The 21,522-nt window shown below is 71.3% G+C and carries 24 protein-coding genes and 1 pseudogene; 10 read left to right on the top strand and 15 right to left on the bottom strand.

The annotated features are described in order from the left end of the window. Window positions 1-70 precede the first annotated feature (70 nt). The 4 genes from ABGB18_RS24765 (at window position 71) to ABGB18_RS24750 (ending at window position 4,000) form a co-directional block, all read left to right on the top strand. Window positions 71-1,456, top strand: coding sequence for a helix-turn-helix domain-containing protein (locus ABGB18_RS24765; RefSeq protein WP_347697966.1), 1,386 nt, complete (start codon window positions 71-73; stop codon window positions 1,454-1,456). Window positions 1,457-1,600: 144 nt separating this feature from the next. Then, a complete protein-coding gene (locus ABGB18_RS24760) occupies window positions 1,601-1,933 on the top strand; it encodes a YciI family protein (RefSeq protein WP_347697965.1) in 333 nt (110 codons plus the stop codon). Next, a complete protein-coding gene (locus ABGB18_RS24755; protein WP_347697964.1) occupies window positions 1,930-3,162 on the top strand; it encodes an RNA polymerase sigma factor in 1,233 nt (410 codons plus the stop codon). The genes ABGB18_RS24760 and ABGB18_RS24755 overlap by 4 nt, the downstream gene beginning before the upstream one ends. Window positions 3,163-3,229: 67 nt before the next feature. Continuing rightward, on the top strand, window positions 3,230-4,000 hold the full coding sequence (locus ABGB18_RS24750) for an alpha/beta hydrolase (protein WP_347697963.1): 771 nt from the start codon (window positions 3,230-3,232) through the stop codon (window positions 3,998-4,000). Window positions 4,001-4,024: 24 nt separating this feature from the next. Here the strand turns inward: ABGB18_RS24750 and ABGB18_RS24745 are convergent, their stop codons facing one another. From ABGB18_RS24745 to ABGB18_RS24735, 3 genes are all read right to left on the bottom strand, one after another. Continuing rightward, the gene (locus ABGB18_RS24745; protein WP_347697962.1) at window positions 4,025-4,711 is read right to left on the bottom strand and encodes a restriction endonuclease; all 687 of its coding nucleotides are present in this window, start codon (window positions 4,709-4,711) and stop codon (window positions 4,025-4,027) included. A gap of 168 nt (window positions 4,712-4,879) precedes the next feature. Next, a complete protein-coding gene (locus ABGB18_RS24740; RefSeq protein WP_347697961.1) occupies window positions 4,880-5,227 on the bottom strand; it encodes a helix-turn-helix transcriptional regulator in 348 nt (115 codons plus the stop codon). A gap of 151 nt (window positions 5,228-5,378) precedes the next feature. After that, window positions 5,379-5,810 (bottom strand): nuclear transport factor 2 family protein, encoded by a 432-nt coding sequence (locus ABGB18_RS24735; protein WP_347697960.1) that lies wholly within the window; start codon window positions 5,808-5,810, stop codon window positions 5,379-5,381. 142 nt (window positions 5,811-5,952) lie between these two features. On the opposite strand from ABGB18_RS24735, the gene ABGB18_RS24730 reads away from it, so the two are divergent. The 3 genes from ABGB18_RS24730 (at window position 5,953) to ABGB18_RS24720 (ending at window position 7,860) form a co-directional block, all read left to right on the top strand. Then, window positions 5,953-6,345, top strand: coding sequence for a hypothetical protein (locus tag ABGB18_RS24730; RefSeq protein ID WP_347697959.1), 393 nt, complete (start codon window positions 5,953-5,955; stop codon window positions 6,343-6,345). Between the two features lies 1 nt (window position 6,346). Beyond that, window positions 6,347-6,676, top strand: coding sequence for a hypothetical protein (locus ABGB18_RS24725; RefSeq protein WP_347697958.1), 330 nt, complete (start codon window positions 6,347-6,349; stop codon window positions 6,674-6,676). Between the two features lie 143 nt (window positions 6,677-6,819). Next, a complete protein-coding gene (locus tag ABGB18_RS24720; RefSeq protein ID WP_347697957.1) occupies window positions 6,820-7,860 on the top strand; it encodes a diacylglycerol kinase family protein in 1,041 nt (346 codons plus the stop codon). A 46-nt stretch (window positions 7,861-7,906) separates the two neighbouring features. Here ABGB18_RS24720 and ABGB18_RS24715 read toward each other — a convergent pair. Both ABGB18_RS24715 and ABGB18_RS24710 read right to left on the bottom strand, forming a co-directional pair. Next, a pseudogene (locus tag ABGB18_RS24715) lies at window positions 7,907-8,281 on the bottom strand (GNAT family N-acetyltransferase); the annotation flags it as partial. Between the two features lie 632 nt (window positions 8,282-8,913). Then, entirely contained in the window at window positions 8,914-9,438 is a 525-nt protein-coding gene (locus ABGB18_RS24710) for an EamA family transporter (protein WP_347697956.1), read from the bottom strand. A 78-nt stretch (window positions 9,439-9,516) separates the two neighbouring features. On the opposite strand from ABGB18_RS24710, the gene ABGB18_RS24705 reads away from it, so the two are divergent. After that, window positions 9,517-9,999 carry an Lrp/AsnC family transcriptional regulator gene (locus ABGB18_RS24705; protein ID WP_347697955.1) on the top strand — a complete coding sequence of 161 codons (483 nt, stop codon included), beginning with the start codon at window positions 9,517-9,519 and terminating at the stop codon, window positions 9,997-9,999. 188 nt (window positions 10,000-10,187) lie between these two features. On the opposite strand, the gene ABGB18_RS24700 is transcribed toward ABGB18_RS24705, so the two are convergent. From ABGB18_RS24700 to ABGB18_RS24675, 6 genes are all read right to left on the bottom strand, one after another. After that, complete coding sequence (locus ABGB18_RS24700; protein WP_347697954.1) at window positions 10,188-10,337, bottom strand: hypothetical protein; 150 nt, start codon at window positions 10,335-10,337, stop codon at window positions 10,188-10,190. A 389-nt stretch (window positions 10,338-10,726) separates the two neighbouring features. Beyond that, a complete protein-coding gene (locus ABGB18_RS24695; protein ID WP_347697953.1) occupies window positions 10,727-12,022 on the bottom strand; it encodes an erythromycin esterase family protein in 1,296 nt (431 codons plus the stop codon). A 52-nt stretch (window positions 12,023-12,074) separates the two neighbouring features. Next, the gene (locus tag ABGB18_RS24690; RefSeq protein WP_347697952.1) at window positions 12,075-12,722 is read right to left on the bottom strand and encodes a CatB-related O-acetyltransferase; all 648 of its coding nucleotides are present in this window, start codon (window positions 12,720-12,722) and stop codon (window positions 12,075-12,077) included. 38 nt (window positions 12,723-12,760) lie between these two features. After that, window positions 12,761-14,380: a ribosomal protection-like ABC-F family protein gene (gene abc-f / locus ABGB18_RS24685; protein ID WP_347697951.1), complete on the bottom strand. Its 1,620-nt coding sequence runs from the start codon at window positions 14,378-14,380 to the stop codon at window positions 12,761-12,763. Between the two features lie 191 nt (window positions 14,381-14,571). Next, window positions 14,572-15,180, bottom strand: coding sequence for a histidine phosphatase family protein (locus ABGB18_RS24680; RefSeq protein WP_347697950.1), 609 nt, complete (start codon window positions 15,178-15,180; stop codon window positions 14,572-14,574). 17 nt (window positions 15,181-15,197) lie between these two features. Continuing rightward, window positions 15,198-16,415 (bottom strand): PEP/pyruvate-binding domain-containing protein, encoded by a 1,218-nt coding sequence (locus tag ABGB18_RS24675; protein ID WP_347697949.1) that lies wholly within the window; start codon window positions 16,413-16,415, stop codon window positions 15,198-15,200. Window positions 16,416-16,473: 58 nt separating this feature from the next. Here ABGB18_RS24675 and ABGB18_RS24670 point away from each other — a divergent pair, with 58 nt between their 5' ends. Next, window positions 16,474-16,869, top strand: coding sequence for a DNA-binding protein (locus ABGB18_RS24670; RefSeq protein WP_347697948.1), 396 nt, complete (start codon window positions 16,474-16,476; stop codon window positions 16,867-16,869). After that, window positions 16,866-17,501, top strand: coding sequence for a transcriptional regulator (locus ABGB18_RS24665; protein ID WP_347697947.1), 636 nt, complete (start codon window positions 16,866-16,868; stop codon window positions 17,499-17,501). The genes ABGB18_RS24670 and ABGB18_RS24665 overlap by 4 nt, the downstream gene beginning before the upstream one ends. Before the next feature lie 103 nt (window positions 17,502-17,604). On the opposite strand, the gene ABGB18_RS24660 is transcribed toward ABGB18_RS24665, so the two are convergent. The 4 genes from ABGB18_RS24660 to ABGB18_RS24645 all read right to left on the bottom strand — a co-directional run bounded on the left by ABGB18_RS24660 (window position 17,605) and on the right by ABGB18_RS24645 (window position 21,465). Next, a complete protein-coding gene (locus ABGB18_RS24660; RefSeq protein ID WP_347697946.1) occupies window positions 17,605-18,756 on the bottom strand; it encodes an MFS transporter in 1,152 nt (383 codons plus the stop codon). A 248-nt stretch (window positions 18,757-19,004) separates the two neighbouring features. After that, window positions 19,005-19,280 carry an alpha/beta hydrolase gene (locus ABGB18_RS24655; protein WP_347697945.1) on the bottom strand — a complete coding sequence of 92 codons (276 nt, stop codon included), beginning with the start codon at window positions 19,278-19,280 and terminating at the stop codon, window positions 19,005-19,007. Window positions 19,281-19,674: 394 nt separating this feature from the next. Then, on the bottom strand, window positions 19,675-20,406 hold the full coding sequence (locus ABGB18_RS24650; RefSeq protein WP_347697944.1) for a response regulator transcription factor: 732 nt from the start codon (window positions 20,404-20,406) through the stop codon (window positions 19,675-19,677). A gap of 24 nt (window positions 20,407-20,430) precedes the next feature. Further along, window positions 20,431-21,465, bottom strand: coding sequence for a sensor histidine kinase (locus ABGB18_RS24645; protein ID WP_347697943.1), 1,035 nt, complete (start codon window positions 21,463-21,465; stop codon window positions 20,431-20,433). Window positions 21,466-21,522: the final 57 nt, after the last annotated feature.

Raw genomic sequence — 21,522 nt, 5'->3', positions numbered from 1 at the left:
GCAGGGCCACTGTAATGCACGTTGTTATCCAGAGTAAATCGGCGGATTACACCCTGGTAGACTGCCCTGCATGACGGACCAGGGGGTTGGGCGGCGCATCCGGGAGCTCCGCCAGGAGCAGGGGCTCTTGCAGGCAGAACTGGTCAAGCCCGGCCTGGTGTCGGCCGGCTACCTCTCCTTGATCGAGTCGGGCCGGCGGCGCCCCTCGCCCGAGGTGCTGCGACATCTGGCCGAACAACTCGGCACCACACCCGACCACCTCGCCACCGGCCTGCAGCCCGACCGGTGGCAGGAGACCGAACGCCGGCTTGCCTTCGCCGAACTGGCCCTCCAGCACGCCACCGCCAACGGCGCCCTGAGCGAGTTCGAGGAGGTCATCCGGACCGGCCCGCCCCCGCTCCACGCGCGAGCCGAGCTCGGCCGGGCCCAGGCACTGGAGTTGCTGGGCCGCACCGAGCAGGCGATCACCGCCTACGAAGCGCTGTGGAAGGCCACGGAGCCGGGCACCGCGCTGTGGGCCGAACGGGCCACCGACGTGCTGCGCTGTAGCCGGGATCTGGGCGACTACGGCTACGCCGCCGATCTCGGCGAGCGGGCGATGGCCACGTTCGAGGACCTGGGCGTGGAATGGAGCGACAGCGCGGTGCGACTGGGCGTCACCCTGGCCGGCGTCTACGTCCAGCGGGGCGATCTCGGACGCGCCGCACACCTGCTGCGACGCCTCATCGAGATCTCCGACGGCACCGGCAGCCCTCCGGCCAGGGGCTCGGCCTACTGGAACGCCGCTGTCACCGCCCACTACCAGGGCAGAGGCGCCGACGCCAGGGCCTTCGCCGACCGCGCGCTGGCCCTGTTCGGCGAGACCGACCACCAGCGCAACCTCGCCGTCCTGCGCACCTTCTACGGCGAGTTGCTCCTGGATGGCGAACCCGCCGACCCCGGACAAGCCCGTGAGTTCCTCCTCGACGCGCACGACCGCCTCACGCAACTGGCCAGCCCGGCGGAGATCAGCGAGTGCGAGACCTGCCTGGCCCGCGCCGCGGTGCGAATCGGCGACCTCGACGAGGCGCTGCGCTGGGCGCAGGCCGCCCGTTCCAGGCTCACCGCCGACGCGGCCCCGGTGGCCGAAGCCGAAGCGTTGATCGCTCTCGGCATGGTCCACCTCGCGGCGGACAACCCGGCGCAGGCCCTCGCCGCCCTGGCCGAAGGAGAACGTGTGCTGGCACGCGCGGCTCCGGGACGCTCCGTCGTCAACCTCTGGAACCTGATGGGCAGCCTGCACGAGGAACGCGGCGACACCGCGGCGGCCTTGCGCAGCTACCGTCAAGGCTTGACGGCGGCCGGCTACCGGCGGCCGTCACGCCTGCTGACGCGTCCAGACGTAGCGCCCGCTCCCGCCCGGGCGGCCGCCGCGGACGCGGGCGCGGTTGCTCTTCAGGACACCGCTCTTCCATGAAGCGCCGGCCGCGTGCCCTTCGCCCAGCCCCGGCTGCCAAGTCAGGAGCGGGCGCCTCGCTGTGTTGGACCTGGGGGTTCGTTGTCGCCGGCTGGTTGCTGACCACCGCCGCCGCCTCGCGCGCCTGAGACTAGGCTCGGCGGAATGAGGTACCTGCTGTTGATTTGTGGTGACGACGAGTCCTACCAGGCGATGCTGGCCGACCCGGGCTTCCTGCCCGACTGCGAGGCGTGGGCCGCGGCGCGGGGTGACGGGCTGATCCTGAGCGGCGGCCTGGAGCCCCCGGCCGACGCCACCACCGTACGGGTACGCGACGGCGAGACCCTCCTGACCGACGGCCCGTTCGTCGAGTCGAAGGAGATCGTGGCCGGGTTCAGCATCATCGAGTGCGCGACCCGGGAGGAGGCGGTCCAGGCCGCCCGGGCCCATCCGGTGGCCCGCCACGGCACGATCGAGCTGCGTGCTCTGCAGCCGTGACCGTCCCGGCGACCGTCGCGGCCCTGTTCCGGGACGAATGGGGTCAGATCACTGCGACTCTCATCCGGCTGACGGGCGACTGGGACCTCGCCGAGGAGTGTGCGCAGGACGCCTTCACCCAGGCGCTCGCCCGGTGGCCGGCCGACGGCGTACCGCCCAACCCCGGGGGGTGGCTCACCACGACCGCCCGCAACAAGGCCGTCGACCGGCTGCGCCGGGCCGCCGTGGGCGCCGCCAAGCTGCGTGAGCTGGCCGCCCTGCGGGTCGCGGACGCGCCGCCACCCACCGCCGGCGTCGAGGACGACCGGCTGCGGCTGATCTTCACCTGCTGCCACCCCGGCCTGCCGTTCGAGGCCCGGGTCGCGCTGACGCTGCGTACCCTGGCGGGGCTCACCACGGCCGAGATCGCCCGGGCGTTCCTGGTGCCCGAGGCCACCATGTCCAAGCGGCTCACCCGGGCCAAGCGCCGCATCCGCGAGGCGGGGATCCCCTTCCGGGTGCCGCCCGCCGAGGCGCTGCCCGCACGCCTGCCGGCCGTCCTGGGCGTGCTGTACCTGCTGTTCACCGAGGGATACGCGGCCGGCAGCGGCGCTGAGCCGGTCCGGCAGGGCCTCTCGGACGAGGCGATCCGGCTGGCGCGGCTGCTCGTCCGGCTGCTGCCCGGCGAGCCGGAGGCGGGCGGGCTGCTGGCGCTGATGGTCCTGCACGACGCCCGGCGTCCCGCCCGTACCGGCGGCGGTGGGGAGCTGGTGCCGCTGGAGGGACAGGATCGGTCCCGGTGGCGGCGGGAGCAGATCGAGGAGGGGACGGCCCTGCTCGACGAGGTGCTGCGGCTGGGCCAGGCGGGGCCGTACCAGATCCAGGCGGCGATCGCCGCCTGCCACGCGACCGCGCCCTCGTTCGAGGAGACGCCCTGGGCGGAGATCGCGCTCCTGTACGGCCGGCTCGAACGGCTGGTGCCGTCGGCGATCGTCCGGCTGAACCGGGCCATCGCGGTGGGCATGGTGGACCCCGCGCGCGGGCTCGCCCTGGTCGAGCCGCTCGCGTCCGCGCTGGACGGCCACCACCTGCTGCCCGCCACCCGGGCCGACCTGCTGTGCCGCCTGGGGCGCCGGCCCGAGGCGGCCGCGCAGTACCGGCAGGCCGTGGAGCTGGCCCCGGACGGCCCCGAGCGGCGGCACCTGGCCCGGCGGCTCGCGGAAATCTCCTCCGGCGGGGTGTCCGTCTGAGCGGTCCGCGTTCGTAGGGAGGGCGGAACCGATGTTCTTCCGGAAAGGGCCTACCGTGAACGAGACCATGAGCAGCACGCGCTCCGCCGACGGCACCCTGATCGCCTTCGACCGGCTGGGCTCGGGCGACCCCGTCATCCTGGTGAGTGGGGCGTCCTGCACCCGAGGCGTGCACGCACGCCCGGCCGCGCTGCTGGCCGGCGGCCGTACGGTCGTCAACTACGACCGGCGGGGGCGCGGCGACAGCGGCGACACCCCGCCCTACGCGGTGGAGCGCGAGATCGAGGACCTCGCGGCGGTCATCGAGGAGGTGGGCGGCCCGGCGGCGGTGTTCGGGAACTCCTCCGGGGCGGTGCTGGCGCTGCGCGCCGCGGCGGCCGGCCTGCCGATCAGCCGGCTGGCGCTGTGGGAGCCGCCGTTCCAGCTCGACGCGGGCGCGCCCGGCCGGGCCCGCGCGTACGCTGACGAGCTGGCGGCCTGCCTGGCCGGGGGTCGCCGCGGTGACGCGGTGGCGCTGTTCATGCGGTCGGTCGGCCTGCCGGGCGAGGCGATCGACGGGATGCGGCAGGCGCCCATGTGGGCGGCCATGGAGGCGATCGCCCCCACCCTGGCCTACGACGCCGCGGTCATGGGCGACAGCGCACTGCCGGCCGGTCTGGCCGGTGTCACGGCGCCCACCCTGGTGCTGACCGGCTCCCGTACCGGACCCTGGGCGGACGCGGCCGCCCGCGCCGTGGTGGACGCGCTGCCCGCCGCCCGGCACACCGTCCTCGACGGCCAGGACCACAACGTCTCCTGGGACGCCCTGGTCCCCCGCCTGGCGGACTTCCTCGGCTGATCCTCCGGGCCGGCCGGGCACCGGCTAGGTCGGCGCTTCCCCGGCTGATCCCCCGGGCCGGCCGGACACCGGCCTCGGCGCTTCCCCGGCCGGCGCCCGGGCCGGCAGCAGCGAGACCGTGCCCAGCAGCCAGTCCGCGAGCCGGTCGCGCTCCACCAGGATCAGCGGCTCGCGCGCGCCCAGGGCCTCCAGCCTGGCCTGTTTGGTGAGCCGGCCGGAGGTGACCAGGACGCCGGTGTGGCCGGCGAACGTGTTGGCCAGCGCCCCGAGGAAGTTGCGCACCTCGGGCGCGCCGACCGTCTTGCTGTAGCGCTTGCACTGGACGGCGTACCGGCCTTGTCCCGGTGCGAGAGCCGTGATGTCCACGCCGCCGTCGCCTGCCCGGCCGCGCTCGCGGACCTGCCGGAACCCGTCGGCGATCATCCGCTCGGCGACGAGATGCTCGAACGCGGGGCCCGGCATCCGATCGACCCTCTCCAGCTCGGCATTGGCGGCCAGGAACCGCTGCCGCTCCGCCTGGATCATCCGCTGCCGGAGCACGAGCCCGCCCGCGAACGCCACGGCGAGCAGGCAGCCGATCCCCGCGGCCCAGCCCGGGTACTCGCCGGCGAACCACACGACGCCGCCGCCGAGGACGCACGCCCCCGCGACCGCCCACTGCCTCCTGAGCGCTTTCCTCTTGCCCCGCCCCTTCCTGGAGCCCCTCGCCATGGTCCCTCCTCGATGGGTGTGCCGTCGAAGACGAGTGTGAGCGGGAGCACCGACAGAACGCCTCCCTGAGGGCGCCGCCGGCAGAATCCCCGGCATGAGCCTCAAGGACATCCGCAATCTCGACCACACGATCCCGCTCTGCGGGAACATGAAGGAGACCAGGGCCTTCTACGCGGCGCCGGCGTCCTCGGTCATGCCCGGGCCTTCCAGCCAGGATGGAGGGGGCCGGCGGCGGGAGGTGTACGCGCGGGCGATCGCGTCGCGGCTGCGCTCGGCGCCGTCGGGGGTCATGGTGTGGTAGCGGCGCCGGGGACGCCCCTCCGCCGCCTGCGGTTCCTCCCAGTGGCTCTCGATCCAGCCGATCCGCTCCAACCGGGCCAGAATCGGGTAGATCGTACCGCTGGGCAACGTGGTCGCCGCGCACAGCTCCAGGCCGTAACGGCACTGGGCGGGATCGGCGAGGAACACCCGCAGAACCGCCTGGACCTGCAGGGTCATCCGAGGACCGGCCGACATGTCTCGAACTCTACATAGGGTGCGAACGCCGCGGCATCGCCCCTGCGAAACAGTCATATGCCCCGGAGTGCCTGTGCCCTTACTCCATCGGCGGCGGTGGCGCGAGCCGACGACGGGTGAGGTCGCGTACGGACGCCGGCCCCAGTCGCCGTCACTCTCCGGCGGCCACCCCGAACACCATGCGCTGCCCCCTGGCGGTGTCCATGTACTCGCGCACCCGATGGATCAGCCCGTCCCGCAGTACGAACACGAAGCAGTAGTCATTGAGATAGGCGTTTCCATTGGCCAGCGTGGCCCGCATGGTCTCCTCCACCACGACCACGTCGCCGTCGGCGTGGAACCCACGGAAATCCACCGCCACGTCGGCGACGAACATGCGCGGGAAGTCGACAGTGAGGAAATGGACGATGGCGTCCCTGCCCACCATGTGGTGAGTCCCGCCGAGCGACACGGCGGTCGCGTTCCCGGGCGGGGCGAGCCATTCCGCGTCCCGGGTGAAGAATGGCGCGATCAGGTCCTTGTCCCGAGTCGAGAACGAGCGCCATACCCGCCTCACCACGTCGCGGTTCCGGTCTGAGGTCATGCGGGGCAGTGTAAGCATCGCCCAGGCACGGAAACCGGCCACATTCGGACACATCGATCCCGCTCGCCGCCACCAACGTTTCTGTCGTTCGCTGCTGCTATAGATTTCCCGACCACCTGACCTTCAGCGAACAGGATGTTCGATGGCATCAGTGACGTTCCGCGATGAGACCGCGACCGGCCGGGCGCTGGAGGAGTTCTCCCTGCCCGATCTGCCCGAGCGGATCACGGCCCGCGAGCTCGTACGGCTGCGCGTACGCGAGGAGGTGGCCCGCCACAACGCCGCGCCGAGCCACCACTTCCGTGGCCTGGTCAAACCGACCGACGCCGAGGCCGAGCTCAACGGCTACCGGATGCGGACCGCGCGCAGGCTGGACTGGGAGAGGCAGGCCGACGCCGCCGAGGCCGCGTTCGCCCGCAACGGCTTCCTGCTGCTGGTGGGCGACCGGCAGATCGAGGACCTGGACACCGAGATCGACCTCATCGCCGACCCCGTCGTCTCCTTCGTCAAGCTCGTCCCGCTGGTCGGAGGGTGACATGGGCGTTCTCGACGGCCTGCCGCCCGAGCTCCGTGGCTGGCTCGACGACCTGGACGAGGCCATCGCGGACCGCTGCTCCCTGGACGGCCGGTTTCTGCGGGTCCGGGGCGACCTGCGTACCTACCGGATCCATCTCGGCTCGGGCAACATCCTCATGGAGCCCAACGACGCCTATCTGTGCATCGTCCCCCGCCGCTCCAATGACCAGGTCTTCCTGCCTTTCGAGGAGGACGGCGGGATGTTGTCGGTCGTCCTGTCCAAGGCGTTCCTCCTGGCCGCCGACACCGCCATCACCGACCCGTCCATCACCCGCCAGCTCCGGGCCTGACCCACGCGCGACCATTCCGCAGGGCATCGGAACGACGGCGGGGTGGTCGCACGGATCACCTCGCTCTCATTGTTGTTGGAGGAGTTTGCCGCCGAGCGGACGGGTAGACGCCTGCACCGGAGGCCGTGGCGGAAGGGGGCCGGATGCGCCGGTTGCTGGCGATCGTCAACGCGTCTGCCGGAGGCGTCGGCGACGAGGTCGTCTCTGAGGTCCTGGCCGTGCTGGGCGAGCACGCCGACACGGTACGGGTCGGCATCGACGACCCCGCCGACCTGCCCAGGGCGCTGGCCGAGCATCCCAAGCGGGACCCCGTCGTCCTGGGCGGGGACGGTACGCTGCACCGACTCGTCGAGGCCCTCGCCGAGCGGGGCGAGCTGGGGGTCCGCACCGTCGGGCTGGTCCCGCTGGGCACCGGCAACGACCTGGCGCGCGGGCTGGGCGTGCCGCTGGACCCGGTCGAGGCGGCACGGGCGGCGGCCCTGGGCGAGCCCCGGTCGCTGGACCTGCTCCGCGACGACGACGGCGGCATCGTGGTCAACGCCGTGCACCTCGGGGTGGGTGTCGAGGCGGCGCGTGCGGCCAAGCCGCTCAAACCGGTGCTGCGCCGGTTCGCGTACGCGGTGGGCAGTGTGGTCGCGGGAGTGCGTACCCAGGGGCTGCCGCTCAGGGTCGAAGTGGACGACCGGATCGTCGCGGACGGGCGGCACCGGGTGCTGATGCTCGGGATCGGCAACGGCCGGTCCATCGGCGGCGGCACCCCCCTCACCCCCGGCGCCCGGCCCGCCGACGGGCTCGCCGACGTGGTCGTCTCCTTCGCCACCAGCCCGCTCCAACGGCTGCTGTACGGCGTGCTGCTACGGTTCGGACGGCACACCGGCAGGCCGGAGGTGGTCACGGTACGCGGCACGCGCATCCGCATCACGGGCCCTCCGGTGCACGTCAACGCCGACGGCGAACTCACCGGCCCCTTCGCCGGGCGCACGTGGACCGTCGAAGCCGGCGCCTGGCAACTGGCCCTCACCCGGCCCCCCCTGACGGCCGCCCGGGCGGTGCGGACGAGGGCACCAGCACGCGCCGGGCCGGCTCGTCCCCTCGGATGCGGGCATGCAGGTGCATGTCGTGCCGGCCGTCGGAGTGAACGGCGGCGCTGCGCTTGGTGCCCTCCAGGAGGAACCCGCATTTGACGGCGACCCGGCAGGAGGCGTCGTTGCGGGTCGAGTGATCCAGTTGCAGCCGGTGGAAACCAGCCTCGCCCAGCGCCCAGGCGCTCAGGGCCGTCAGTGCGCGGGAGGCGACACCCGCTCCACGGGCGGCCGGAAGCACCCAGTAAGCGCACCCCGCGACACCGTCATCGAGATCCACTCCGCCCATGGCGATCCGCCCCAGCACCTCACCGCCGCCGCCACGGGTCACCGCCCAGCCCGCACCCGTCTCCTGCGCCCAGGCCTGGCGATACTGCTCGAACCACTCACGAACCTGGCCTTCGGACGCGGGCTGGCGAGTGTGCCAATGCCGGATCTCGGGATCCTGGTAAGCGGTGAGGAAGACGGCCGCGTCAGCAGTCTCCCAGGGTCTCAGGAGCAGGCCACCCGGGGCGGGAAGCATCGGTTGCGGGCCGGTGGCGAGGGTTCCGGCGGGTATGGCAGGCGGCGTCGTAAGCGCTGGTCTCACGCCGTATCGTCTCTCGGCGGAGAAGACCCGTGTCAAGTCGACTGCTTAGCCCTTTCGGGTACACCCCTTAAAGGCACCGAAACCCGGTCCGCACAGACATGCCCCCGATGACCTGGTGGGGCCGGGGCCGCCAGGCGGGACGCCTCCTGCTCGCTCAGGGACACGTCCACCGCCGCGACCGCGTCGTCCAGGTGGCTCACCCCCCGGCCGAAGCCATTGAGGCGGCCGCTATCACCCAGGACGGCCGCGATTCATCCCGGCCTGCCCGGCCCCGGCAGCGGAACGGTCGTCACCTCCGCCCGCCGCGGCAACGCTAGAACCGTGGTCCGGTGGTGTCCAACGTCGTCGGCGCCTTCGACGGCGGGCAGTGCTCGTCTCATCTGTGTGACTGGCCTTGTCAGCGGTGTGCACGGGCTTCGCCAGTCGCGGCCGGTCCAAGGTCGGCCAGTAGGGTCGCCCCGACCGCGTTCCACCGTTGGGTTGCGGCGGCTCCCAGATGCGGGTGCGCAGGATGGCGATCTGCTGTCCGGGATTTCGACGACGCCCACATCCCTCCCGCGGTTCTCTCACCTTCCTGTTTGAGGGTGGCGCTCCTCGCGATGGAGTACGACCGACAGCACCACGAGCCCCACCCCGGCGAGCTCGGCGAGGGAGGGGAGTTGCCAGAGCACGAGGATGCCGATCACCGTGGCCGTGGCCGGCAGCAGCGCCACCAGCAACGCGTACGTGGAGCGGGCCATGCGGGCCATGGCGAGCTGATCGCACACATACGGGATCACCGACGAGCAGACGCCCACGCCTATCCCGGCGGCCAGCGTGACCGGGTCGATCATCGCGGGAGCGGCCTGCTGGAGGCCCACCGGCGCGACGAACGCGCAGGCGACGAGCATGGCGGCGGCCAGCCCGTCGATCCCGCCGAGCCGCCGAGCCGAACGGTGGGCCAGCATGATGTAGCCGGCGAACAGCACCGCGTTGGCGAACGCGAACACCAGCCCCAGCGGATCCTCGACCGGCTCGATGCCGGTCAGCGCGTAGACACCGCCGACGGCCGCCACGAGCGCCACGACGTTGCGTCGAGAAAATACGTCCATGCAGGCGGCGAGGACAGCAGGGCGCGAGAGTCGGTGGGCGGCATGACTCCATGGTTGGCCGACTCGTAATTTAGGAGAATGGCCAATCGAAAGATCAGCCCCGAACGGAGCTACGAATCCAAGGAAATGGACGCCCTTGACCTTCGCATTCTGGCCGAGCTGCAGGTCGACGCCAGAATGAGCTTCGCCGAACTGGGCCGCCGGATCGGTCTGTCGGCCCCCGCGGTGGCTGAGCGGGTGCAGCGGATGGAGGCGAAGGGAGTGATCGTCGGTTATCGCGCCGAGGTCGACCCGCGGGCGCTGGGATTTCCGGTCACGGTGATGGTGCGGGTCCGACCGGCCGTCCGGGAATTGCAGCGCATCGCGAAGATCGCCCAGGAGGTGCCGCAGATCGTCGAGTGCTACAGAATGACGGGCGACGACTGCTTCTCTTTCACGATGCACCTGCGGACGGTCGGCGAACTCGAACCGATCCTCGACCTGTTCGCCCCGTACGGCCAGACGACCACATCCCTCGTCCATGCCGCCCCCGTGCCCCGCCGCCCGCTGCCGCTGGACTGAGCAGCGCGACCCGGTGGCAGGGCATCAGGCACGGTCGTGATCGCCTACGCGCTGAGGCCCTGGTCGCGTTTCTCGCCCGCCTCGACGGGGCCCGACTGCGCGCAGCCGCGTGATCGAGGGGAGCCCTGGTCGCCCCCATGGCACGCAGCGGCCGGAGACCCCCTGGATCTCCGGCCTGGCGAGAGCGATCAGCAGGTGTGCCAGGGCTCCCCGCAGGGGATCGGGGCGGCGTTCGCGGCGGAGGCGGTCATCGCGCTGGAGACGGCCAGTCCGCCGGTGCCGGCGATCATGGTGATGAGGACGATCCTGATGGCCTGGATGCTGAGTCGCTTGCTCATTTTCTGCCTGCCTTTGGTTCGTCCGGCAGCCCCGCTGGCTCCCGATCAGGTGAACTGCCGCAACCTTCACAACGGGGGCCATCCGCTCCTTATCCGATCTCTTCCACGCTGATATCAAGGCAGGTCAAAAGCGTTTTGCGCCCTCTTCCCCCGCCCTCGTGCGCACCGGCGGGCGGCATCGTGCGAGATCACGGCCCGGTATTCGGCCGAATAACGCGGACGGCCATCGGGATAGCGCGGCGAAGGCGATCCGATTGCGCCGCCCGGCACATTCGCCGCATGCGCGATTGGACCTCTGCACACGGCGTCGGCACGGGGCGGCGACAGTCAACGTTCAGGAGAGCAGGTGGCCTCGAAAGAGGCAGAGTCCCTTCGGAAGGGCCGGCTCCTCAGCTTTTGACGTCGTCGGCCACGGTGGAGACCGGGAAGCCGACGACCCCGTCGAACGCGTCGAGCACCGCAGTGTGCAGATACGCGCTCTGGATCCGGATACGATCCGGCCCCGGGCCGACGTCGGCGCCGTCGAACGCCTTGGCACGCGCCGGGCGCAGGTCGGCGAGGCTGAGCCCGAGACCGGCGTCGGCGAAGGCGGCCTCGATGCTGCCCGGCTCGGGCGGCGCCAGCGCGGTGTCGTCGATGGCGAACCCGAAACGCACCCCCTCGTCCGGGCGCATGTCCGCGGTGTGCCCGCCGATGCTGGTCAGGGCCAGCGCGACGTAGTCCTCGCCCAGCGCGTGGTGCAGATGCTGCCCCATCGGCAGCCCGGTGAGACGGCCGTCGAAGAACACCGGCGTCTTCTGCAGGTGGGCGTTGTGGGCGGCCAGCACGATCCGCGCCCCGGGGTCCAGACGCTCCAGGTGCCACAGGACCGACCCGGCCATGTAGACGTCCCGGGCCGAGGTGTCGGCGGTCAGCCCGCGCCCGGCATACAGGTCGGCCATCGCGCGGAAGGTGTAGTCCCCCTGGCAGGCGGCCTCCAGGCGGCGCAACGCGATGTCGTAGCCGCGCCGGTCCCCACGGGCGACGTACAGCGCCTCGACGGCGCGGAACCGGATCAGCAGCCGCATCAGCACCGCGCTGAGCGCGTCCTGCTCGGCGCTGGGCAGCCGGGTCCAGGCCGGCGCGGCCGCGGCCGCGGAGTCCCCGGCGAACGAGCCGGCGATCCGCATCGCCGTCTCGATCACCGGGAGGGCCTCGGGGTCGATCTGGCGCAGGTAGCCGGCCACCGGGGCCAGGGCCGGCAGCAGGGATCCCCCGGCCGCCGGGATGTCGAGGCCGGCGAACCGTACCGGCACCGCGGCGGTGGCGTTGTGCCGGCGGATCCAGCGCAGCGGCTCCTCGACCCCCACCGGGATCGCCGCGGCGAGGTGGGCTGCCAGGTCATCGTTGTCTCCTTCTCCCTGGGCCCAGGCGTCCAGGGGGACGCCTTCGCTGAAGCCGTACTCGAAGGCCAGGACGGTGAAGCCGCAGCGTTGGACCAGGAACCGCAGGATGCGCCGGCGCATGAGGGAGAACTCGGTGATGAAGTGGGAGTTCTCCCCGACTCCGACGACACGCGCGTCGCCGATGAGGTCGCGCAGCGGCTCCAGGTCATCGAGCGGCGCCTCGGTGTCGAGGTGGGTGAGCGGGGTGGCGTGGTCGTGCAGCCAGCCGGCGAACGGGTCGAGGTGGGACGGAGCAGGCATGCTGATGGCTCGATTCTCGTGCTGGAAGGTCAATGAACAAAGATTTGTGCCGCTACGACCTGCGGGCCGCCGCCTGCTCCAGGTCGTCGATGCCGCCGGACATGATCGTGCGGATGTGCTCGCTGAGGTGCTGGAGCGGCCAGTCCCACCAGGCCAGGGCCAGGAGGCGGTCGATGTCCGCGTCGCTGTAGCGGCGGCGGATGAGCTTGGCCGGGTTGCCGCCGACGATGCCGTAGTCGGGGACGTCATCGACGACGACGGCCCCGGAGGCGATGATCGCTCCGTGGCCGATGCGGACGCCGGGCATCACCATGGACCGGTAGCCGAACCAGACGTCGTTGCCCACCACGGTGTCTCCCCGTCCGGGCAGGCCGGTGATGAGGTCGAAGTGCTCGGCCCAGGAACCGCCCATGATCGGGAAGGGGAAGGCCGAGGGGCCGTCCATGCGGTGGTTGGCGCCGTTCATGATGAACCGCACGCCCTCGCCCAGCGCGCAGAACTTCCCGATGACCAGTTTCTCCGGCCCGTAGTGGTAGAGCACGTTACGGGTCTCGAAGGCGGTCGGATCATCGGGATCGTCGTAGTACGAGAACTCCCCCACCTCGATCAGCGGCGAGGTGATCAGCGGTTTCAGCAGCACCAGGCGCGGCTGCTCGGGCATGGGGTACATCACGGTCGGATCGGCGGGAACAGCAGGCATCACGAATGGTTCCTTTCGTACAAAAATGGTGGAGAACGTCAGACGTTCGCGGGGGACGCCGTTGCCGCCTGCATCACGAGGTGGGCGCCCTGCCAGCGTCGCCGCAACCGGCGATCGTGGCTGACGACGACGAGGGTGCCGTCGTAGCCCGCCAGGGCGGCTTCCAGGTCCTCGACGAGGGCGGGCGACAGGTGGTTGGTGGGCTCGTCGAGCAGCAGGACATCCGACGGCTCGCTGAGCAGTCGCGCCAGCGCCAGACGCTGCCGCTGCCCGGTGGACAGCCCGCCGACCGGCACCGTGAGCTGGTCACGGTCGAACAGGCCGAGGGACAGCAGCCGTTCGGCGTGCCCGCCGGCGTCTCCCGCCCGGCCACGGGCGTAGGCGGCCAGCAGGGTCTCCCCCGGTCTCCCGGAATCCGGCTCCTGGGACAGGTAGCCGACCCTGCCGCGCCGGGTGACGCTCCCCCCGTCCGGGGCGAGCGCCCCGGCCAGGACGCGGAGCAGGGTGCTCTTCCCCGCGCCGTTCGCTCCTGTGATCAGCAGGCGCTCGCCTGCCGTCACGCTGAGACTCATGCGGTCGAGCCGGTCCGTGACGGCGATGCCGGCGGCGTCGAGCACGACGCCCCGCAGGCGGCGGGCCCGCAGTACGGGGGTGAAGCGCAGCGGCTCCGGCGGGGGCGGGACCGGATCGGCGAGAAGACGGCGCAGCCGTTCCTCGGCGTTACGCACCCGGCCGGCCAGCGACTGCTGCACCCGGCTGCCCGCCTGGTTGTAGGCCAGCTTGTCGCCGTCCCTCATCGGGCGGCCGTGGGCCACCTGGCGGGCGGTGGTCGCGGCTGCCTCGCGGAGCCGGTCGATGTCGGCCTGCCACCGGTCGTGTTCCTGGGCCCAGCGCTTCCGGGCGGCCGCCTTCTCGGCGAGGTAGCCGGCGTAGCCGTTGCCGTACCGGACGACGCGGTGCCGGTCGGCGTCCACCTCCAGCAGGCTGGTGGCGACGCGTTCGAGGAAGTCCCGGTCGTGAGAGACCGCGACCGTGGTGCCCCGCCGGGTGCGCAGGTGCTCTTCCAGCCAGCTCAGGGCGTCCTCGTCGAGGTGGTTGGTCGGCTCGTCCAGCAGGAGCACCTCCGGCGCGGACGCCAGGACGGCCGCCAGGCGCAGCCTGACCTGTTCGCCGCCGGAGAGGCTGCTCACCTTGCGGTCGCGGCCCGCGGTGCGCAGGCCGAGTCCGCGCAGGGCGCGTTCGACGCGGGCGTCGGCGTCGTACCCGCCGCGCAGCTCGAAGATCGTCATCAGGTCGCCGTACTCGGCGATGCCCGACTCGTCGCCCTCGGCCATCGCCGCCTCCAGGCGACGCATCCGCTCTTCCACGGCGCGCACATCGCTCAGGGCCCGGTCGATGATCTGCTGGACGGTGGCCTCCGGCGCAAGCCGCTCGTCCTGCGCGAGATAGCCGACGCCGCCGTCGGCCTGGACGACGATCTCTCCCTGGTCGGGCCGCTCGCGCCCGGCGAGCAGGCGCAGCAGGGTGGTCTTGCCGGAGCCGTTGTCACCGACGATCCCGGTGCGCTCGCCCGCGGCGAGCGAGCAGGTCACCGAGTCAAGGACGAGCCTGCCGTTGAAGGACTTGCTGACCGCGAGCGCGGTGATCTGTGTTGGCATGCGGGCACTCCGAAGCATTCGAGGTCAGGGCGGCCGTCAAGGACCGCGTGGCCGGGTGAACGCTTCGGGTGAGCATTGGTGACTCCATTAGTGCGACAATTGCTGCATTAAGATAGTGTCAGACGCCGCCTCCCCGCGCAACCGGATGAGCGGCGACGACTCCCCGGCACAGCTCGCTCAGTGCGGGCGGCCTATGGCCTGGGAGTGCTGGGGAACCCGGTCCAGCGCAGGTGGGTGGGCAGGTGGCTCATGTCGTTGAACATCACGATCGCCGGCGGCCGGCCAGGGCGGTATTCGATGACCGTGAGAGCGGTGTTGGCGCTGTTGAGGCCAAGCCAGCGGGCGTGCGGAGCGTCCATCGCGTGGCGTACGAGCCATGCGACCTGATATGCGTGCGTGACGAGAACCTCGTGAACGTCGCCGGCCCGCGTCGCGGGGTCGGGCTCGGTCGCGAACCGGGCGATCAGTCCTTCGGCGGTCTTGCGGCCGGCGGCCACCTCGCCGGTGTCGAAATCGCCGAAGAACGGGACCCAGGCCGAGGGCATCTCCGCAGGGGCGGGGACGTAGGGGACGTGGTCGGTGAGTTCGCCGGCCTCGGCGACGGGGGTGTCGGGCAGGTGCCGGGAGAGCTCGTGCGCGCTCGCGGCCGCGCGGGGAAGCGGGGAGTGCCAGACGGCGTCGATGGGGAGGTGGGCGAGTCGCTCCCCCAGCAGCCTCGCCTGCTCACGTCCCGTGTCGGTGAGGTTGCCGGAGGGGTCGGCGTCGCCGTGGCGGGCGATGTAGAGGTGGCGGACGGCCATGTGGGCTCCTTCTCGGATCAGCGGGTGGTCGTCGCGACGGTGCCGGCGGTGCCGTCGATGGCGACGGTCGTGGCGTCGGCGATCGTCGTCGTCGCTCCGGGGATGCCGAGGACGGCGGGGATGCGCAGCTCCCGGGCGACGATCGCGGCGTGGGAGAGGACTCCTCCGGTTTCGGTGATGACGCCGGCGGCGATGCGCAGCAGCGGCGTCCACGCGGGGTCGGTGAAGGGGCAGACGAGGATGTCGCCCGCCTGTACGCGTGCGAAGTCCCCGGGACCACGGACGATTCTGGCGATGCCGGTCACGCTCCCGTGGCTGCCCGGTGTTCCGGTGAGTTCGGCGGCTGCGGTGCCGGGGGCGGCTGAGGGCGAAGCCGGTGGTGGGAGTGCGGCGGTAACCGGCCGGGCCTGCAGGATCCAGGTACGGCCGTCGGCGATCCCCCACTCGACGTCCTGCGGTCCGCCGAGCACGGCGGCGATCCGGCCACCCAGCGTGGCCAGCCGGGTGGCGGTCGCGTCGTTGATCGTCGGCCGGTGCCGGGCATCGGCGGGTACGTCGCGCGTGCGGAGTCGTCCGCCGTCCCGGTCGAGGCGGGTCCGTTTGAGCGCCACGGCACGGGTGACCGACCCGTCCGCCGCGACGCGGTAGGCGTCGGGGGTGACCGTGCCTCCGACGACGCTGGGACCGAGACCCCACGACGCCTCGATGCGGGTCGCGTCATCCGCGTCGGCGGGGGTGAACATGACCCCGGACACCTCGGCATCCAGATGGCGCTGGACGATGACGGCCATCACGGGGTCGTCGCCGCCGGAGGCGCTCCGGTAGTCGATGGCGTGCGGGGTGAACAACGAGGCCCAGCAGGCGCGCAGGGCCTCGGCGACCCCGCCGACTCCGTGTACGGCCAGGAAGCTCTCGTACTGACCGGCCGCCGATGCCTGACCGGTGTCCTCACCCGCCGCCGATGATCTCACCGCGACCGGCGGATCGCCGAGCTCGTCGAGCGCGCGTTCCAGCGCGCCGAGCACCGTGGCGTGGACCGGCCGGGCCTCGATCGCCTGCCGTACGGCGTCCGGGGCGTCGGTGCATAGGTCCAGGTCACGGACAGCGTCCAGGTAGGCGGCGAAGGGGACGGCGAAGCCGTCGGGCACCGGCAGACCGGCGCGGAGCAGCGCACCGAGCGCGCCGGCCTTGCCCCCGCAGGTGTCGGGGACAGCCTCCCTGAGAGGTACGATCATCCACTCCACCCTTCAACGAATTGTTGACAACATTTCATTGAGTCTGGATCATGAGTGCATGCAACGCAAACCGGACATCACTCGCACCGCGCACGCCGACCACGGCCAGGCCCGCCGTGAGCAGGACGCGAGTCAGCGCCTTCTGGATCTGGGCGCCCACCAGCTCGATGCCCGTCCGTGGCGGCCCTCGCCCGTCCCGCCATCGGCGGTCGATCTCGTGCAGTTCGCCGTCTGGCGCAGCGCCGATCTGGACCCGGAGGACATCCTGAGCGCGCTGGCCCTCGTACCCGCCGCACACGCCGAGGTCGAAGGGCTCGAAGCCGCCCTGCTGTTCACCGCTCGCGGCGCGGGACTGACCTGGGCCCAGATGGCGCAGGCGATGGGGTTCAACTCCCCGCAGGCGTGCCAGCAGCACTACACCCGCCTGACGACACGGCAGGACGCCGGCGCATGACGCACGACTCGCCCTCCGACCTGCTGGTCCTGCACGCCGTACGCGTCATCGGGTTCGCCGACACCCCGGCGATCGCTCACCGGTACGGGCTCGACGCGGCCGAGACGAAAGAGGCGCTGCTCGACGCCGAGGCACGCGGCTGGGTCGCGCACACCGCCTTCACCGGCACCGAGGGCTGGTCGCTGACCGAACGTGGACGGGCCGAGAACGAGCGCCGGCTCGCCGCCGAGCTCGCACGAGCCGGCGGCGCGGACGAGGTCCGCGACGTCTACCGCGAGTTCCTGCCCCTGAATGCCCTCCTCCTCCGGGCCTGCACCGACTGGCAGCTCCGGCCCACCGCCGGTGATCGGCTGGCCGTCAACGACCACTCCGATCCCGCCTGGGACGCGCGGGTCCTCCACGAACTCGCCGGCATCGCACGCGCACTCACGCCACTGGCGGATCGGCTTGAGAGCGTCCTCACGCGGTTTCGCGGATACACCACACGATTCACCGGGGCCCTGGCGCGTGCCCGAGCGGGCGAGGGGGCCTGGGTCGACCACACCGACGTCGACTCCTGCCATCGCGTCTGGTTCCAACTCCATGAAGACCTCATCGCCACACTCGGCCTCGACCGGCACGCGGAAGCCTGACCTCTGCCGCCGCTACCGGTGAAGGCGGTCGGGACAGCTCGACGAGATCATCGGTGCCGGCACCGAGCCGGTCACGTCGTCACCGTTCACGAGCCGGCGTCCCTCATCGACGTGTCGAGCCCGCTGGGCGGCGGCGCCCAGGGAGCAGCCGGCCGCCGAGCAGGACCGCGCAGGACCCAACGGTCAGCAGCCCGCCGGCGAGGAAGGCGCCCCGCACGCCGGCGAGCGGCAGGACCAGTGCCCCGGCCGCGGCACCCGCCGCGATGCCGGCGTTGTAGGCACCGGAGTTCGCCGCGAGGGCGATGTCCGTGCGGCCCGGCGCGTGGTGCAACATCGCGTTCTGCGTGGTCATGAACACCGGCCCGAGCGCACCGCCCATCAACGTCAGGAACACCACCGCCGCCACCGGATCAGCGCCGAACGCGTACAGGCCGAGCATGCCCACCGCCTGTGTGACCACGGCAATGGCCAGCGAGGACTGCGCGAAGCGGTCCAGAAACACCCCGGTGATGCTCACCCCGGCCAGACACGCGATGCCGAAAACCACCAGCAGGACGCTGACCGCACCCGGGGAGAACCCGCTCACCTCGCCCAGGAACGTCACAATGTAGGTGTATCCCGTGAACGCCCCGGTGGCCGAAAAGGCCCCGGCCGCCAGCACCGTCCCGAACCGCCGCACGTCGGGACTGGTCGCGTACGCGGCGGGCTCTTCTTCCGGGCGCGAGGTCGGCAGCAGGACGGCGATCGTCACCAGAGAGACCAGCCCCAGCGCCGCCAGCACGGCGATGGGCACCTGCCAGTGACTCTGCTGGCCCATCCAGGTCCCGGCGGGAACCCCGAGCACGAGAGCGAGCGAACCGGCGACGGACAGCGCCCCGATCACCCGTCCCCGGACCCGGGGTGCGAACAGCCCCACCGCGACCGGCCCCATCACGGCCCAGAACAGCGCCTGGCCGAGCGCGGTCAGCAGCCGCGCCGCGAGGAGCGGCCAGTAGGAGGTGGCCAACGCCGCGACGAGGCTGGACACCACAAGCGCGGCCAGCAGTCCCGTGAGCACATAACGCCGGGGCACGGCCCGCACGACGTGGGCGATCGGCACAGATGCGATGGCCACCGTCACGCCGTAACCGGTGACCAGGAGACCGACCGCCGACAGGGAAACCCTCAGGTCTTCGGAGATGAGTTCCAGGAGACCGACCGGCAGGTTCTCGGCGGTGTTGAAGGTGAGGGCGGCCAGCATCAGCGCGCCGAGCACCGCCAGCCTGTGCCATGGGGCCGGTTGTCGCGTGATCGTTCGGTCTTTCCTGTCCCCGCCCATTGCACCTGCTCAGTGGCACCGTTCATGCGCTCACCCCATCAGGCCCATTTGTCCCACCGCAACCGAATTCATCCGTGGAAGCCCGCTTCACCCGCCACAGGGATGAGACCACATGCCGCCCGTTCGCCGGTGTCCTCGTGTTCGATCGTGCCGGCGGACAGCGCGATCTCCTTCATGGTCCCGCCTCAGCGTCGGGCGGGACGCTGGGTGTCTCGCGCCGGGTCCAGGAGGTGCCGGCGCAAAAAGGACAGCTCGACATCGACGGCCTGCTCGTGCACCTCCATGAACGGCGCGTTGTGCCCGCCGGGCAGGTGAACCACCTCCGCGCGGGGAGCGCGGCGCGCGGTGCGGGTGGCGGGTCCGGGCGCGGTGGTCTGGTCCTGCTCGCAGGTGAGGACCAGCAGGGGGCACCGTACGCGCGGAGTGTCGCGGCCTGGCTGGTAGTTAGCACCGATATGCACTCTACGTCATGCGTTGCCGCATTCCGCTATGCAACCGAACACGCCCAGGCAGAAGACCCCGGCGCCACGCCGATCTCGGACGGCCTTCTCGCAGCCATCGCTCATGGCGTCTTTGACCTTGGCTTATGAGGCGAGGCAAGCATTTCCGGGCGTAACTCAAAGCGGCGTCTGGTGCCCTCGATGCGTGGCGCCACACAAACGAACAAACGGATCTATAACATTTCGCATTACCACTCCGACTGCGCCGCTCTGCGGAACCAGGCAAGAAGCCGGCGCAACCAGAATGCGATCAAGAGTTTTACGGAGGTAGCGGTCCGCACGTGGAGCAAAGCCAGTGCCTCCGTAGGGATGCGTGCGGGCCCGACGTCGGCGGGCCCGCACGCACCCCTCAGGGTCATCCTTGTGACGAGCGGCGGCCGCGCGCCGCGGTCGCCCGCGTCTTTCCCGGTCGTCCCGACGACACGCGCGGCTGGCCGGTCTGGTGCTCGGTGGAGATCAGGTCCTGCTCGATGGCCTTGTTCACCGCGTCTATCCGTGAAACGGCGCCCAGCTTGACGAAGACGTTGTGCAGGTGCCGCTTCACGGTGGCCTCGGTGAGCGACAGCCTGCCGGCGATCTGGTTGTTGCTCAACGCCTGCGCCGTCAGTTCGAGCACCTCGCGTTCCCGGCCGGACAGCAGGGGCGGGGTGGGCTCGTCGAGCCTGGCCAGGCTCTCGCGGGAGACGGCGAGCACGACCCGTCCGTCGTCGATCCGTACGCTCCTGATGGCCGAGATCAGCTCCTCCCTCCTGGCGGTCTTGAGCAGATAGCCCCTGATGCCGGCGGTCAGCAGCCCCTGCACCAGTTGCGGGCCGTCGTGCATGCTCAGCACGATGATCTGCGTACGGGGCGACGCCGCCTTGATCCGCTTCACGGTCACGATGACGTCGGCCCCCGGCATCTCGACGTCCAGCAGGACGAGATCGGGACGCTTGTCCGCGACGGTGAGGACCGCGCCCTCGCCGTCGCCCGCCTCGCCGATCACGAGCAGGTCGTCCTTGGCCTCCAGCAGTTCGCGCAGGCCCTCGCGGAACAGGGCGTGGTCGTCCGCGAGGACGATCGTGGTGCGTTCTCCGTCATGTCTCATGGCGACTTTCCCGGTGGTCACGTCTCACGGCGACTGCCCCGGCAGTGGGACCCTCAGCCTGACGCGGGTCCCGCCGCCGGGCGTCCTGCCGACGGTGAGCACACCGGCCAGGAGCTCGGCCCGCTCGGCCATCGTGGACAGCCCGATGCCGCCCGGCGCGGGCACGCGCTCGACGTCGAAGCCGCACCCGTCGTCGTCGACCGTGGCATGCAGCTCGTGCGGCGCGACGTCGACGCGGATCGCCACGAATGCCGGGCCGGCGTGCCTCAGCGCGTTACGCAGCGCCTCCCCGAGGATCAGGAACACCTCGGAACGCACGTGGGCGGGTGCCCACGTCTCGTCGCCGTTGACCGACAGCTCCAGGTCCACGTCCTCATGCCGTACGGTCTCCAGCAGGTGGAAAAGCGCCTTCTCCAGCCCCTCCGGCAGGTTCTCGAACCGCAGGCCCGAGGTCAGCGTGCGGAGGTCGCGCAGGGTCTCCTCGATGAGCGCCTGTGCCCTCTCGATCCTGGCGGCCGCCCTCACCGGCGTTTCGTGCCGGTCGAGGTCGTAGAGCTCGAGTTGCTGGCTGGTGACGCTCACCCCGTGTCCGATGCGATCATGCAGCTCCCTGGCGATGGCCCGCCGCTCCTTGGTGTGTGCCGCGTGCACCAGGTTGAGCAGGCGGCCGAGATGCCTGTCGGCTGCTTCGGTGACGTGGGCGACGAGGCTCTCGTTGAGCGCTCGCGCCGCCCGCGTCAGCAGGTGCAGCGAGTCCGGATAGGCGTGCACCATCCTGGCGATCTCCTGGATGGCGGTGTCGAACAACGTCGTCGCCGCTTGCAGCGTTTCCTCGGGATGAATGTCGCGGCCCCCGTCGGCCCCGATGTTCCGTTCGCCATTGACACCGGTCTCGTCCGTTCCCAGACTCAGTGCCAGATCCGCGAGTATCGATTCCCCGTCGACGACGGCCTGGCGCAGCGCGATCGGATCGCGCGTGAACGGACTCCCCTGTGCTTCCAGGGCCTGGCGGTAGGAATCCAGCAACTCACCCCGTGCGGCCTCGACCCGCCTGGCCAAATGTTCCCCTGTTGATCCTTGAACTCCCACGGCTCCCTCCCAAGAGTGGGGTCCCCC

This window comes from Nonomuraea sp. B12E4, from assembly GCF_039871825.1.
Classification (GTDB): Bacteria; Actinomycetota; Actinomycetes; order Streptosporangiales; family Streptosporangiaceae; genus Nonomuraea.
The sequence above is the reverse complement of the archived record's forward strand: the minus strand, read 5'-3'. Positions and strand labels throughout refer to the sequence as shown.

What these genes read in the sequence shown, in the direction of transcription:
- ABGB18_RS24765 (WP_347697966.1), top strand. Translation starts at nt 71, where the DNA reads ATGACGGACCAGGGGGTTGGGCGGCGCATCCGGGAGCTCCGCCAGGAG.
- ABGB18_RS24760 (WP_347697965.1), top strand. Translation starts at nt 1,601, where the DNA reads ATGAGGTACCTGCTGTTGATTTGTGGTGACGACGAGTCCTACCAGGCG.
- ABGB18_RS24750 (WP_347697963.1), top strand. Translation starts at nt 3,230, where the DNA reads ATGAGCAGCACGCGCTCCGCCGACGGCACCCTGATCGCCTTCGACCGG.
- ABGB18_RS24745 (WP_347697962.1), bottom strand. Translation starts at nt 4,711, where the DNA reads ATGGCGAGGGGCTCCAGGAAGGGGCGGGGCAAGAGGAAAGCGCTCAGG.
- ABGB18_RS24740 (WP_347697961.1), bottom strand. Translation starts at nt 5,227, where the DNA reads ATGTCGGCCGGTCCTCGGATGACCCTGCAGGTCCAGGCGGTTCTGCGG.
- ABGB18_RS24735 (WP_347697960.1), bottom strand. Translation starts at nt 5,810, where the DNA reads ATGACCTCAGACCGGAACCGCGACGTGGTGAGGCGGGTATGGCGCTCG.
- ABGB18_RS24730 (WP_347697959.1), top strand. Translation starts at nt 5,953, where the DNA reads ATGGCATCAGTGACGTTCCGCGATGAGACCGCGACCGGCCGGGCGCTG.
- ABGB18_RS24725 (WP_347697958.1), top strand. Translation starts at nt 6,347, where the DNA reads ATGGGCGTTCTCGACGGCCTGCCGCCCGAGCTCCGTGGCTGGCTCGAC.
- ABGB18_RS24720 (WP_347697957.1), top strand. Translation starts at nt 6,820, where the DNA reads ATGCGCCGGTTGCTGGCGATCGTCAACGCGTCTGCCGGAGGCGTCGGC.
- ABGB18_RS24710 (WP_347697956.1), bottom strand. Translation starts at nt 9,438, where the DNA reads ATGGACGTATTTTCTCGACGCAACGTCGTGGCGCTCGTGGCGGCCGTC.
- ABGB18_RS24705 (WP_347697955.1), top strand. Translation starts at nt 9,517, where the DNA reads ATGGCCAATCGAAAGATCAGCCCCGAACGGAGCTACGAATCCAAGGAA.
- ABGB18_RS24700 (WP_347697954.1), bottom strand. Translation starts at nt 10,337, where the DNA reads ATGAGCAAGCGACTCAGCATCCAGGCCATCAGGATCGTCCTCATCACC.
- ABGB18_RS24695 (WP_347697953.1), bottom strand. Translation starts at nt 12,022, where the DNA reads ATGCCTGCTCCGTCCCACCTCGACCCGTTCGCCGGCTGGCTGCACGAC.
- ABGB18_RS24690 (WP_347697952.1), bottom strand. Translation starts at nt 12,722, where the DNA reads ATGCCTGCTGTTCCCGCCGATCCGACCGTGATGTACCCCATGCCCGAG.
- abc-f (WP_347697951.1), bottom strand. Translation starts at nt 14,380, where the DNA reads ATGCCAACACAGATCACCGCGCTCGCGGTCAGCAAGTCCTTCAACGGC.
- ABGB18_RS24680 (WP_347697950.1), bottom strand. Translation starts at nt 15,180, where the DNA reads ATGGCCGTCCGCCACCTCTACATCGCCCGCCACGGCGACGCCGACCCC.
- ABGB18_RS24675 (WP_347697949.1), bottom strand. Translation starts at nt 16,415, where the DNA reads ATGATCGTACCTCTCAGGGAGGCTGTCCCCGACACCTGCGGGGGCAAG.
- ABGB18_RS24670 (WP_347697948.1), top strand. Translation starts at nt 16,474, where the DNA reads ATGCAACGCAAACCGGACATCACTCGCACCGCGCACGCCGACCACGGC.
- ABGB18_RS24665 (WP_347697947.1), top strand. Translation starts at nt 16,866, where the DNA reads ATGACGCACGACTCGCCCTCCGACCTGCTGGTCCTGCACGCCGTACGC.
- ABGB18_RS24650 (WP_347697944.1), bottom strand. Translation starts at nt 20,406, where the DNA reads ATGAGACATGACGGAGAACGCACCACGATCGTCCTCGCGGACGACCAC.